We start from the raw sequence: 12,483 nt of genomic DNA, 5'->3' as shown, positions 1-12,483 counted from the left end.
TGCGGGACCGCACGCGCAGCCCCTCAGAGCGGCGCGAGCACCAGCGACCAGAGCCAGCGCCCGCCGACGACCCGGTGCACGACCACGAACAGGGCGGTGATCGCGAGTCCGACCGGCAGCAGCACGGCGCCGGCCGCGAGGCGGTCGGCGGGCACGGCGAGCAGCAGGCCGAGCGGCACCGACGCGCAGGCTGCGACCAGCGCCGCGACGAGAGCGGCGCGGCGGTCCCGGGTCGGCTGCGGCACGACGCCGATCCGGCGCCGGACCAGCCAGTGGGCGAGGGCCCACGCGGCCGTGGTCCCGAGGGCGGTGCCGCCCGCGATCGCCGGCACGACGAGTTCGGCAGGCAGGAGGAGCCCGCCGACGAGCGCCCCCACCGCGACGCCGACGGCCGAGACGACCTGGGTCGCCAGCGAGTCGCGGGCCCGACCCAGCGCGAACATCGCCCGGTTGAGGACGTAGGTCTGGCTGAAGCCGACCAGGCTCAGGGCGAGCAGCTGCAGGACTCCGCCGATCACCGGTGTGCCGAAGACGAGCTGCGTGAGCAGTGGCGCCGCCGCGACGAACAGGAGCGTCGCGAGCAGAGTGACGGCGAGCACCGCGTCCTCGGTCCGTCGGAGGTTCACCGCCGCGGCCGCCCGATCGCCGCGGTGCAGGTCCCGGCTGAGCGGCGTGAACATCGCCGTGGCGACGGAGACGACCAGGATGCCGTGCGGCAGCAGGAGCAGCAGCTGCGCGCTCGAGAAGGAGTTGAGGCTCGGCCCGTCGACACCGGCGCGGTTCATGGCCTGGCCGGCCGCCGTCGCCGCGTTCGAGACGACGATGTACGACACCTCTGCGACGAGGGCGCCGAGGAACACCCAGACCGCGTCCCGCGACACTCCGCCGAGCCCGGCGACGCCGAAGCGCGGCCGCAGGCGGACGCCGACGGACCGCGAGAACGCGACCGCGATCACCCCCTGCACCACGATCGCCGCAGTGGCAGTGCCGCACAGGAGCGCCACCATCTCCGGCGTCCACTCGTCGGCGGGTGTCGACGCCGCCTCGGGGTGGATCAGGAGGAACACCGCGATCCCGAGCACCGAGATCACGTTCGCGCAGGCGGGCGCCCACGCGCCCGGCCCGTACTTCTCGGCGGAGTTGAGCAGCTGCGAGAAGACGGCGAAGACGATGTAGAAGAAGATCTGCGGCAGGCACCAGTAGGCCATCTGGGTGGCGAGCAGAGCCCAGTCGGCCGACCAGCCCCCGGCGTAGAGCCCGACGATCAGCGGCGCCGCGAGCGTGCAGGCGGCCGTGAGGAGCGCCGCTCCGCCGAGGCACACGGTGAGCAGCCGCTCGAGGGTCCGCACGCCCTCCGGTCCGTCGGCCCGCGCCCGGACCATCTGCGGCACGAGCACCGCGCCGAGCACCCCGCCCGCGATGAGCCCGTACAGGTAGGTGGGCGCGGAGTTCGCGACCTCGAACACCTGCCCGCCGACCGACGCGCTCGTGCCCCCGACCGCCACGATCAGGAGCGCCAGCCGGACGAACCCGAGGATCCGCGAGACGAACGACGCGACCACCATCCCCCCGGTCGCGCTGCGCATCCGGGCAGCATAGGCGGTGCGACCCGGGTCGCCACCGACCGCGGCGCCCGCCGGGGTCGATGCGTCACGAACGGTCGTCACGGGCGCGGGATAGGGGCCGATCGTGACGCATCGATCCCGCGGAGGGCGGGCTAGACGCGCACGGGTGCGACGGAGGCGCGGCGGATCAGCCGCGTCTCCAGTTCCATGCGGGTGGCCGAGGCTCCCGAGGCGAGCGGGGTCGCGGACCGGTGCGCCTGGTGCAGCATCCGGAAGGCGATGGCGCCCATCTCGCCGATGGGCTGCTGGATCGTGGTCATCGGCGGGGTCGCCCAGGCCGACTCCTCGACGTCGTCGAAGCCGATGACGCTGAGGTCTCGCGGGATGCGGAGGCCGGCGTCGTCGGCGGCCTCGTAGACGCCGAGCGCCATCACGTCGGAGCAGGCGAAGAAGGCGGTCGGCGCGTCCGGCTCGGCGAGCATCAGCCCGGCGGCCTCGCGGGCCAGCTCGCGGTCCCAGTCGCAGTAGGCGACGCGCGGATCCTCGACTCCGGCGGCGCGGAGCGCGGTGGTGAAGCCGTCGATCCGGGCGCTGCTGTAGAGCTGGGTGCGGGTGCCGCCGAGGACGCCGAAGCGGGTGTGGCCGGCGTCGAGGAGGTGCTCGGCGGCCATGCGGCCCCCGTCCCAGTTGGTCGCGCCGACGCTCGCGACGTCGGCCGGCGGCCGCGTGCTGGGGTCGACGACGACGACGGGCAGCTCGGCGGTGGTCAGCAGGTGCAGCTGCGCGGCCGAGACGTTGACCAGCACCACGATGGCGCCGAGTGAGGGGCGGCGGAGAAGGCGGCTGATCCAGGCGCCGTCGTCGCGGGCGCGGGTGAGCACCAGGTCGGCCCCGGCGGCGGAGGCCTCGGCCTCGATCCCCTCGAGGACCGGTCCGATCCAGGTGCCGCCGATGTGGCCGACGACGACGTCGACGATCTGGGCGGAGTGCGGATCCTCGACCGGCGGGCGCAGGCGCGGTCGGCGGCGGTAGCCGAGCGCGTGCGCCGCCTCCATCACGCGCAGACGGGTCGCCTCCGAGACGTCGGTGCCGCCGTTGAGCACCTTCGAGACGGTGGGGACGCTCGTCCCGGCGCGCTCGGCGATGAGCGCCATGGTCGGGCGGGTGGTCGCTCCGGAGACGTCGTCGTGGTCGGGCATGTGCTCACCGTAGCGGATACCGACTTTCGCAACTGGACCGGCGCGCGGACGGCTTGCTCCCGCCGGGAACCGCGGTGCATGATGGTCGGACGCCGGGGCTCCCGCACAGAAGTTGCGCAAGTCCTGTTCGATGACGAACCGCGGAGCGATCCGCCCGCACGTGAGGACGACGATGACCGACCACTCCCCGACCACTCCCGGCAAGACGGCCCTCGTCGTCCGAGGGGGCTGGGACGGCCACCAACCGGTCGAGGCGACCGAGCTGTTCCTGCCGTTCCTCCGCGACAACGGCTACGACGTGCGCGTCGAGGAGTCGACCGCCGTGTACGCCGACGAGGCGTACATGCGGACGGTCGACCTGATCGTGCAGTCGAACACGATGACCTCCATCCAGTGGGAGGAGTTCCTGGGCCTCCGCGCGGCGGTCGAGCGCGGCACAGGCCTCGCCGGCTGGCACGGCGGGATCGCCGACTCCTACCGCGACAACTCCGACTACCTGCAGCTGATCGGCGGCCAGTTCGCCTCGCACCCCGGCAAGCACCCGGACGAGCGCACCGGCGAGCAGTCGGACAACTACATGCCGCACACGATCGAGATGACGGCCCTCGCCGCCGACCACCCGATCACGCAGGGCATCACAGACTTCGAGCTGGTCACGGAGCAGTACTGGGTGCTGCACGACGACTACAACGACGTGCTCGCCACGACCACGCAGGCCGTCCGCCCGTGGGACCCGTGGAAGCGCCCCATCACCTCCCCCGCGATCTGGACCCGCCTCTGGGGCGAGGGCCGCATCTTCGTCTCGACGCCGGGCCACCGCGTCGAGATCCTCCAGGACGACAACGTCCGCACGATCATCGAGAGGGGAATGCTGTGGGCGTCCCGCTGAGAGTCGGCATCATCGGCGTCGGGAAGATCAGCGAGCAGTACCTCGCGAACCTCCCGACCTTCCCCGGCCTCCGCCTCGTCGCGGTCGCCGACCTGAACCAGGAGCGGGCGCAGCAGGTCGCCGACGAGCAGGGCGTCCGCGCCCTCACCGTCGACGCGCTGATCGACGACCCGGAGATCGACGCGGTGCTGAACCTCACGATCCCGGCGGCGCACGTCGAGATCGGCACCCGCGCCCTGAAGGCGGGCAAGCACGTCTTCGCCGAGAAGCCGCTCGGGCTGAACCCGGCCGAGGCCGCGCCGATGCTCGACCTCGCGGACGAGCTGGGCCTGCGCTTCGCGAGCGCCCCGGACACGGTGCTCGGGACCGGCGTGCAGACCGCGCGCCTCACCCTCGACTCCGGCGCGATCGGCACCCCGATCGCCGCGCAGGTGCACTGGGCCGCTCCCGGCCACGAGCGCTGGCACCCGGCGCCCGAGTTCTACTACCAGCCCGGCGGCGGCCCGCTGCTGGACATGGGCCCGTACTACCTGACGGCGCTCGTGCACTTCTTCGGGCCGGTCGTCCGCGTCACGGGCCTGGCCACCCGCTCCGACCGCCCGCGCACGATCGAGACCGGGCCGAAGGCGGGCACGCCGATCGAGGTGACGATCGACACGCACATCACCGCGCTGCTCGAGCACGCGAGCGGAGTCGCCACGACCGTCACCGTGAGCTTCGAGGTCTGGCGCAGCCGGGCCCCGAAGTTCGAGGTCTACGGCACCGAGGGCACCATCTCGGTCCCGGATCCGAACATGTTCTCGGACCCGGTCGAGGTCGCCGTCCGCGACGAGGACTGGCGGGTCGTCCCCGACTCCGCCGGCGTGATCGACACCGGTCGCGGAGTGGGACTGGCCGACCTCGCAGAGGCGATCGCGGAGGACCGCCCGCACCGCGCCTCCGGCCGCGTGGCCCTGCACGTGCTCGAGATCATGGACGCCGTGCTCCGCTCGAACGAGGAGAAGGCGGTCGTGACGATCGCGAGCACCGCCGAGAAGCCCGACGTGATGCCGCTGCGCACGGCCGGCTCGATCGGCGCCTGACAGCGCCGGGGGGCGACGACGGGAGGCGGGGGATCGCCGCCAGCGCGTCGCTCCCCGTTCGGGGGTGACCGCGGCGCGCGACGCCGTAGACTCGGCGGATCGACGGTCCTCAGCCGCCGTCGCACGCGGAGGGGGATCGGCCGTGGCAGTCGGCTTCCGGCGGAGCGGTGAGCTCCGCGCCCTCACACGCCCCCGGCTCCGGGCGGCCGGCGACCCGCTCTCCCCCGAGGACCACCGCTCCCGGCTGTCCGGCTGGCTCGGCATGCCCGGCGGGCCGGGTCTCGTGCGCCCCTCCGCCCTCGCTCCGGCGTGGGAGGCGCCCCTGCTCCGGCTCGTGCGCGCCGGGGCGCCGGCGGAGGACCTGCACGAGGCGACCACCGGCTCCCCCGAGGGCTCGCGCCTCGCGGCCGTCGTCGAGCTCGTCCGCGACGCCCTTCACTCCGCGGACGACGACCGCGCTCTGCGGCTCACCGGCTGGCTGGTGCGCATCCGCTACGACCCGTCGGCCGACTCCTTCCTCCGCCGCTACGGGATCGCGCTGACCGTCCGCCTGCCGCTGAGCGGCGGCCTCGACGTGGAGGTGCCGCTCGACGCCCCGGCGCTGCGCCTGCTCTACGCCGAGCTGGCGGCACCCACGGATCCGGCCGCGGCGGTCGTGGCGGTCGAGACCCTGGAGCCGTCGACCCTCGCGGCGTCGACGCTCGCCTCCCTCTACTCCGCCCGCCGACGCTGGAGCGACGTGGCCGAGTTCTCGGCACCCGTCGAGAACGTGGACGCCGCCTCCGCCGCGGTGCTCATCCGCCGCGGCGTCGCTCTCCGCGAGCTCGGCCTGATCGAGGGCGCCCTCGAGGCGTTCGACCGGGTGGTGCGCCCGACCGTCACCAGTGCGCGGCCCGTGGAGCTGCGGGCGGAGGCGCTGCTCGAGCGCGCGAGCACGCTCCTCTCGGACGGGCGCACGGCTCCGGCTCGGCGCGATCTGGAGCGCGTGCTCTCCCGCTACCCGGACAGCGCCGCGGCGCACGAGCTGCTGGCGGTCACCGGGCGCTGACGCGACGGAGGGGCGCACCCTCTGCAGGATGCGCCCCTCCGGGGAGTGCGTCGGCTCAGCCCTCGGCTCAGCCCTCGGCCTTCGAGGGCTTGCCCTCGGCGGGCAGGACCTCGTGCGGGGTGTCGCGCTCGTCCTCGCCCTCGGCCTGCGACGGCTTGTCGGACTGGTCGTCCGGGTCCTCGACGGGGCTCGGGGTCTGGTCGCTCATCGGAGTCCCTCCGGCTCGTCGGACGTGGCGGACGGCTCGGGGTGCGCCTCGAACTCCATCCAGGCGCGGTCCAGATCGGCCTGCGCCGACTCGGGCTCGCTGGCGAAGTAGCCGTCGTAGATCGCGCGGCCGCCGTGCTCGGGCAGGTCGTCGCGACCGCCGAAGGCCTGCGCGAAGCGGCCGACCTCGTCGTCCCTCTTCTGCTGATCCCGCAACCAGGCGGGGAAGGTCTGCGTCATGGTGACACCTCTCTCTCCTGCCCTCCAGCCAATCGCCCGCCGCGGATCCGGGCAAGCCCTTCCGCCGCGGGCCCCGAGGGGCCAGGCTCCGCCCTGGAGGAGCGGCGCTCCGCCCTCTAGAGGACATGTCCGCTACAGGGCGCCCCCGCCCCCGCCGCGGAGGAGAGCCGGCCCCTAGCGTGAGCCCGTGACCGACCCCGCTTCTCCGCGCCCCGCCCGCACCGCCGCGGGCCTGCGCCGCACTCTGCTCGCCCTGACCGCGACCGTCGCCCTGCTCGCCGGCACCGCGGCTCCCCTCGCCTCCGCCGAGCCGGACCCGGTGCCGGTCGGGAACGACCACCTCGCCAACGGCGTCGCCGCCTGGGGGCGCTACCTCAACGGGGAGTGGGACGTGCCGGCGGGCATGTCCGACCTCACGGACGTCGCGAGCAGCTACAGCCACACCCTCGCGCTCCACACCGACGGCACCGTCGAGGCCTGGGGAGCGGATCTGGAGGGCGAGCGGGACGTGCCGGCCGGGCTCCGCGAGGTGACGGCGATCACGACCGGGTACCTCCACAGCATCGCCCTCACGATGGAGGGGACGGTCGTCGCGTGGGGCGACGACCGTCAGGGCCAGACCGACGTCCCGGCCGGACTCGGCGGCGTGACCGCCGTCGCCGCGGGCAGCTACCACACCCTCGCTCTGCGGGGCGACGGGACCGTGGCGGCCTGGGGCTCCGATCAGTTCGGAGCGACCGACGTGCCGGCGGGTCTCTCCGGAGTGGTCGCGATCGCCGCGGGCGGCTGGAACAGCCTCGCGCTGCGCGCCGACGGGACCGTCGTGGCGTGGGGTGGCGACGACAGGGGCGCGTACACCGCCCCGGCAGGCCTCCGCGACGTCGTCGCCGTGTCGGTCAGCTACTCCCACAGCCTCGCCCTGAAGCGGGACGGCACCGTCGTCACCTGGGGCGACCCCGCCGACTCCGGCTTGCCGCGGGTCCCCGCCGATCTCGGCGGCATCACCGCGATCGCCGCCGGCATCGGCTTCAGCGTCCTGCTGACGTCCGACGGCACCGTCGTCTCCCTGCACCCCGACGGCGACACGGAGCTGGACGTCCCGGCCGGAATCACCGGCGCCACCGGCATCGCGGTCGGCTTCAACCACGCCTTCGCGATCGGCCCGCTGCCGACCCTCACCGCCGACACCGCCGAGACGCTCGTCAAGACCGGGACCCGCTACTCCGCGACCTTCACGGCGTCCGGCCCGGCCGCGACCTTCGAGGTCTCGTCCGGCGCCCTTCCCGCGGGGGTGACCCTCTCGCCGGAGGGCGTCGTCTCGGGCAGGCCGACCACCGCAGGCGACTCCACCTTCACGGTGAGCGCGCGGAACGCGTACGGCACCACGGCCGGCGTGCCGCATACGGTCACCGTGGTCCCCGCGAACACCCCGCCCGTCGTGACGGTCGCCTCCGCCACCGACGGCGCCTCCTACGAGAAGGGCTCGGAGCCGAGGGCCGCCTGCGCGATCACGGATGCGGAGAGCGGAACGTTCAGCGAGGAGGCCGTCGTCACCGGCACGCTCGTGAACGGCCTCGGCACCCGCACGGCGACCTGCACCTGGACCGATCCCGGAGGACTGACCACGACCGCCGCCGCGACCTACCGGATCGTCGACACCGGCGTCCCCACCATCGCCGCGACGACCGCGCCGACGGCTCCGAACGCCGCGGGCTGGTTCCGCTCCCCCGTCTCCGTCGGCTTCTCCTGCGCCGACGGCAGCGGCTCCGGGATCCGCAGCTGCACCCCCGCGCGGATCCTGCGCGAGGGCCCCGGCCAGAGCGTCACCGGCACCGCCGTCGACAACGCGGGCAACCGCGCCACGACGACCCGCAGCGGCATCGCCATCGACACCACGAAGCCGCAGCTCTCGTTCACGTCGAGGCCCGAGGGGTCCTACCCCTTCGGCACCGTGCTCCCGGAGGCGCGCTGCCTCGCGGACGACGCGCTCTCGGGCCTCACCGGCGACTGCGTGATCACGGGCGGCGGCCGATCCGTCGGACCGCACGTGTACCGGGCGACCGCGACCGACCGGGCGGGCAACGTCTCGACCCTCACCGGGTCCTACACCGTGACCCCGTGGGCGATCGGCGGGCTCAGCACCTCGGTGAAGAGCGTGGCCGCCGGAGCCGCGACCGGCATGACGTTCCAGGTGACCTCGACGTCCTCCGCGGGAACGTTCCGCCACTCCGCCCTCGCCGACGTGCGCAGCGTCACGCAGAAGCAGACCTCCTGCACCGCCGGCGCCGTCCTCACCGGAGCGCCGACGACCACCCTGACCGGACGCCTCCGCTACGACACCGCGACGAACCGCTACGTGAAGGCGTGGACGGTGCCCGCGAAGCGGGGCACCTGCTGGACGCTGACGGTCACGACGGCGGACGGCAGCACGGGGAGCGCCCGGTACTCGGTGAAGTAGCGGCGCCGGACGGCCGCCGCGGTCCGGTCAGGCTCCCGCCGCGGCGTACCGCTCCGCGAGCACGCGGAACGCGGCGGCCAGCTCGGGCGGCTCGGCCCCGGCCATCGGAGCGTCGAACCGGCCGAACGACGCGGCGAGCGCCTCCCACGACCAGGCGCCGAGGGCGAGTCGGCAGCCCGCGTCGCCGAGGTCCTCCACCTCCCCGTCGCCCGCGTAGGGCAGGACCTCGGCGGCGGGCGCCTCCAGCACCACCGAGCCGCGGCACGGCCACCCCTCCCCGGGCGCTCCGCCGCGGAACCGCGCCTCCAGGAACTCGGCGGGACTCCCGCCCGGCAGCACCCGGCGGCGGAAGCGGGCCCCGCGGGGCGAGCGCGGCTCGAGCCGGTCGACGCGGAACACCCGCCAGTCGTCGCGGTCGAGGTCGAAGCCGATGAGGTACCAGCGGCCCTGACGCGCGACCAGGTGGTGGGGCTCGACGCGGCGCACCGCCTCCGCGTGCGCGAAGCGGAGCACCTCCGAGGCCCGGACGGCCGCCGCGACCGCGACCAGCCGCTCCGAGGGGACCGCGGGAGCCGGCGCCGCCGCGACCGTGAAGCGCAGCGCATCCGCTCGGGGCCGGAGCCGGGCGGGCAGGACCTGCCGCACCGTCGCCAGCGCACGGGCCGACGCCTCCTCGAGCCCCGCGATCGGCGCGCGCAGGGCGGCGGTGAGGGCGAGCACCTGCTCGTCGTCGAAGAGCAGCGGCGGAAGCTCGGCGCCGGCCTCGAGCCGGTACCCGCCGTCGGGGCCCTTCGCCGCGTCGATCCGGTAGCCCATCGTGCGGAGTCGGTCGACGTCGCGACGCACCGTGCGCGGCGCGATCCCCAGGCGCTCGGCGAGCACTCCGCCCGGCCAGTCGCGGCGGGTCTGCAGGAGGGAGAGGAGCAGGAGGAGCCGCTCGGTCGTCGTGGGCACGTCCCGAGGGTATTCCGAGAAGAGGACCGTCACCGTCCTCTTCTCCTGGGAGCGTCGGGGCACCGGGCGATCGACCCGGCACGACTGCGAGGAGCGCACGATGAGCATCACCACGACGACCCACCTCAACTTCCGCGGACAGGCCCGCGAGGCACTGGAGTTCTACGCCTCGGTCACGGGAGGCCGGGTCGACGCGATGTCCTACGCGGACGCGAACGCTGTCACCTCGCCCGACGAGGCCGACCAGCTGATGTGGGGCCAGGTCGTCTCCGAGGCCGGCTTCCGCGTCATGGCGTACGACGTCCCCGCGCACACGGCTTACGACCCGGGCACGATCCCGGTGTTCGTGTCGCTGCGCGGCTCCGACGCCGACGAGCTGCACCGCCTCTGGGACGGCCTCTCGGAGGGGGCGGCGGTCGTCGTGCCCCTGGCCCCGGCGGCCTGGTCGCCCCTCTACGGGATGCTGCGCGACCGCTTCGGAGTGACGTTCGTCGTCGACCTCGAGGTCGCCTGGGGCTGAGGCCCGCGGGCTCGGCGGCGGGGCGCGTCCCACTGCGGACGCGCCGGCCGCCGACTCGGTACGCTCAGCACCGGATCCGGTCGGAGGGACGCTGCATGCTGGAGACGATCTCCGAGGCCCTCTCGCTTGTCACCCTCCCCCTCGGCGTGCTGTTCCTGCTCGCCGCGTTCGTCGCGGCGCTGATCGACGGACGCTGGCTGACGACGACCGCCTACCTCGAGGAGGGTCCGCCCCTCGCGCTGTACTGGGTGACCCGGGCCGGCGAGGTGCGATCGCGTCCGCTGTCCGCCGGGGACCCGCTGACGCCGACACGGTCGGACCAGCGGGAGGTGCACTACCGCGAGGAGGATCCGCACCGCATCCGCCTGCGCCGGTGGAGCGACGCGGTGCGGGCGCTGCGCCTGACCGGCCTGATCCTGCTCGGGGCGGGCGTCGTCCTCGGGATCCTGTCGACGGCGCTGGCGGTCCTCGCCTAGGCGGCGCTCCATGCGCGAGGATCGGACCCGTGGATGCGGAACGGGTTCTCGGAGACGGTCGGGCCGACGGGGTGTGGTGCCGGCTCGGGGAGCCGCTGACCGTCGCGCAGATCGCGCGCGGCGGGCCGGCGTGGCTGTGCCTGGACGCGCAGCACGGCGCGTTCGACGACGCCGCGGTCCTCGCCTCCCTTCGCGCACTCGGCGCCGTGAGCGGGAGGCCGCCCGTCGGCGTCCGGGTCGCGGGGCTCTCCGACGCGCTGATCGGCAGGGCGCTCGACGCCGGAGCGGACGTCGTCGTCGTCCCGATGATCGAGACGGTCGAGGAGGCGCTCGCGGCCGTCCGCGCCGCGCACTACCCGCCGCTCGGCCGCCGCAGCTGGGGGCCGATGTCCGATCTCTGGGGCGCCGCTCCCCCGTCGGCCGCCGAGGCGCGCACCGCGCTCTGGGTCATGATCGAGACGCAGGCCGGTCTCGACGCCGTCGATCGGATCCTCGCGGTGCCGGGCGTGAGCGGAGTCTTCGTCGGCCCGTTCGACCTCGCGATCGGCCTCGGACGGGACCTGTCCGACCTGCTCGCCGCGGACGGACCGGACGACCCGCTGCCGAGGATCGCCGCGGCGGCCCGGCGCGCAGGCAAGGGTGCCGGGGCCTACGCCGGCGACCGCGAGCGCGCCGGGCTGCTGCGAGCGCTCGGCTTCCCGAGGGTCGCGGTCGCGACGGATCAGTCGCTGATCGCGCTCGGCACCGCGGCGGCGCTCGACGCGGACGCCGCCGACTCCGGCTGCTGAGCCCGAGGCCGGGCACGGGGCCGGCCGCCGGTCACCGGCGAGCGCTCCCGCCGGGGGGACGCACGGGCTCCGGCGGCTCGGGGACGAAGCGGAGGCCGCCGGCGGAGTTCGCGAGATCGGTGAGCGCCGAGATCCAGGCGGGGTTGATGCGGGGCATGCGGCCGCCGGCGTAGGTGTAGCGGAGCGTGTGCGAGGGGTGCAGCCAGATCGCGCTGCGGCCGTCGCTCATCCCGTTCTCGTCGCGCCAGGTGAGCAGGCACGACTCCCCCCGGCGCAGCTTCGCGGTGAGGACGATCTGCAGGTGGGCGAGCACCCGGTCCTCGACGTCGATCTCGACCGATCCGTCGTAGTGCAGCTTCCCCATCGGCGTCTCCCGGCCTCGTCCTCGGAGGACGGGCGCGCCTCCGGCCCACCATCCTCGGGTGTCGTCCAGTGACCAGTTCGGGGCGGCGACAACCACCGGATCAGCTGGTATCGGCGAATCCGCTGGTCTCGACGGGGCAGGGCTCAGGCCGGCGGGTTCGCCGCCATGAAGTCGCGCATCGGCAGCAGGTTCTGGAGAGGCGCGAAGTACCCGAAGCGGGGCAGGTCGAAGACCACTCCCGCGACTCCGGAGGACCTCATCGCCGCGATCCACTCGAGCGCGGCCGGCATCGGCACCTTCAGCACGCGCGACGCGTCCTCGTCGGAGAGGCCGGCGTGCAGCGCCCCGGCGCGGGCGCGCTCCCCCGTGGTGAAAGCGAAGACCATCGGCCCCGACTCCAGGCCGCCGACGAAGGGGGTGGGCGCGTCGTCCGGCCCCCGCGCGATGAAGCACCACATCGGCAGGGCGTAGACGCTGCGCCAGAGCGCGTCCATCGCGGCGAAGCTCTCGGGGTCGGCGCGCAGGGCCTCCGCCCGGGCGTCGATCTCCTCGGTCTGGTCCATGGGGCTCCCCTCAGCGCCGGCGATCGGCGCGGACCTCCACGCTAACGAGGCTCCCGCGCGCCCGCACCCGCGATCGATCCGTCAGCAGCGGCCCGTCCCGGCGGAGGGCACGGGCCGCGGACGACGGATG

Annotated in this window: 14 protein-coding genes; 7 read left to right on the top strand and 7 right to left on the bottom strand. The window is 74.5% G+C overall.

The features are described 5' to 3' along the window. Window positions 1-23 precede the first annotated feature (23 nt). Both murJ and C5C49_RS11340 read right to left on the bottom strand, forming a co-directional pair. Window positions 24-1,586, bottom strand: a complete 1,563-nt coding sequence (gene murJ, locus C5C49_RS11345) for a murein biosynthesis integral membrane protein MurJ (RefSeq protein ID WP_104234036.1) — start codon at window positions 1,584-1,586, stop codon at window positions 24-26. Between the two features lie 131 nt (window positions 1,587-1,717). Beyond that, window positions 1,718-2,764: a LacI family DNA-binding transcriptional regulator gene (locus C5C49_RS11340; RefSeq protein WP_104295812.1), complete on the bottom strand. Its 1,047-nt coding sequence runs from the start codon at window positions 2,762-2,764 to the stop codon at window positions 1,718-1,720. Window positions 2,765-2,936: 172 nt separating this feature from the next. Here C5C49_RS11340 and C5C49_RS11335 point away from each other — a divergent pair, with 172 nt between their 5' ends. From C5C49_RS11335 to C5C49_RS11325, 3 genes are all read left to right on the top strand, one after another. Continuing rightward, on the top strand, window positions 2,937-3,653 hold the full coding sequence (locus C5C49_RS11335; protein ID WP_104227162.1) for a ThuA domain-containing protein: 717 nt from the start codon (window positions 2,937-2,939) through the stop codon (window positions 3,651-3,653). Beyond that, window positions 3,638-4,735: a Gfo/Idh/MocA family protein gene (locus C5C49_RS11330; protein WP_104255953.1), complete on the top strand. Its 1,098-nt coding sequence runs from the start codon at window positions 3,638-3,640 to the stop codon at window positions 4,733-4,735. The genes C5C49_RS11335 and C5C49_RS11330 overlap by 16 nt, the downstream gene beginning before the upstream one ends. A 142-nt stretch (window positions 4,736-4,877) precedes the next feature. Then, window positions 4,878-5,783: a tol-pal system YbgF family protein gene (locus C5C49_RS11325; protein WP_104282600.1), complete on the top strand. Its 906-nt coding sequence runs from the start codon at window positions 4,878-4,880 to the stop codon at window positions 5,781-5,783. Window positions 5,784-5,850: 67 nt separating this feature from the next. On the opposite strand, the gene C5C49_RS17040 is transcribed toward C5C49_RS11325, so the two are convergent. Next, window positions 5,851-5,991, bottom strand: a complete 141-nt coding sequence (locus C5C49_RS17040) for a hypothetical protein (protein ID WP_159940045.1) — start codon at window positions 5,989-5,991, stop codon at window positions 5,851-5,853. Beyond that, on the bottom strand, window positions 5,988-6,230 hold the full coding sequence (locus C5C49_RS11320; protein WP_104227148.1) for a hypothetical protein: 243 nt from the start codon (window positions 6,228-6,230) through the stop codon (window positions 5,988-5,990). Before C5C49_RS11320 ends, C5C49_RS17040 begins: the two co-directional genes overlap by 4 nt. A 187-nt stretch (window positions 6,231-6,417) precedes the next feature. Here C5C49_RS11320 and C5C49_RS11315 point away from each other — a divergent pair, with 187 nt between their 5' ends. Then, window positions 6,418-8,688: a PxKF domain-containing protein gene (locus tag C5C49_RS11315; protein WP_104346194.1), complete on the top strand. Its 2,271-nt coding sequence runs from the start codon at window positions 6,418-6,420 to the stop codon at window positions 8,686-8,688. A gap of 27 nt (window positions 8,689-8,715) precedes the next feature. Here the strand turns inward: C5C49_RS11315 and C5C49_RS11310 are convergent, their stop codons facing one another. Further along, window positions 8,716-9,642 (bottom strand): YafY family protein, encoded by a 927-nt coding sequence (locus C5C49_RS11310; RefSeq protein ID WP_258068446.1) that lies wholly within the window; start codon window positions 9,640-9,642, stop codon window positions 8,716-8,718. 100 nt (window positions 9,643-9,742) lie between these two features. Between C5C49_RS11310 and C5C49_RS11305 the strand changes: the two genes are divergently transcribed. The 3 genes from C5C49_RS11305 (at window position 9,743) to C5C49_RS17030 (ending at window position 11,426) form a co-directional block, all read left to right on the top strand. Then, window positions 9,743-10,162, top strand: a complete 420-nt coding sequence (locus C5C49_RS11305) for a VOC family protein (protein ID WP_104251003.1) — start codon at window positions 9,743-9,745, stop codon at window positions 10,160-10,162. 95 nt (window positions 10,163-10,257) lie between these two features. Further along, complete coding sequence (locus tag C5C49_RS17035) at window positions 10,258-10,638, top strand: hypothetical protein (RefSeq protein WP_181135761.1); 381 nt, start codon at window positions 10,258-10,260, stop codon at window positions 10,636-10,638. Window positions 10,639-10,667: 29 nt separating this feature from the next. Continuing rightward, window positions 10,668-11,426, top strand: a complete 759-nt coding sequence (locus tag C5C49_RS17030) for an HpcH/HpaI aldolase/citrate lyase family protein (RefSeq protein ID WP_159940053.1) — start codon at window positions 10,668-10,670, stop codon at window positions 11,424-11,426. Window positions 11,427-11,457: 31 nt separating this feature from the next. On the opposite strand, the gene C5C49_RS11295 is transcribed toward C5C49_RS17030, so the two are convergent. After that, window positions 11,458-11,790, bottom strand: a complete 333-nt coding sequence (locus tag C5C49_RS11295; protein WP_104258024.1) for an ATP-dependent DNA ligase — start codon at window positions 11,788-11,790, stop codon at window positions 11,458-11,460. Between the two features lie 143 nt (window positions 11,791-11,933). Then, on the bottom strand, window positions 11,934-12,353 hold the full coding sequence (locus tag C5C49_RS11290) for a hypothetical protein (protein ID WP_104346192.1): 420 nt from the start codon (window positions 12,351-12,353) through the stop codon (window positions 11,934-11,936). Window positions 12,354-12,483 lie beyond the last annotated feature (130 nt).

Origin of the sequence: Rathayibacter sp. AY1E2, from assembly GCF_002932325.1 — a bacterium.
Taxonomy (GTDB): Bacteria; Actinomycetota; Actinomycetes; order Actinomycetales; family Microbacteriaceae; genus Rathayibacter.
The sequence above is the reverse complement of the archived record's forward strand: the minus strand, read 5'-3'. Positions and strand labels throughout refer to the sequence as shown.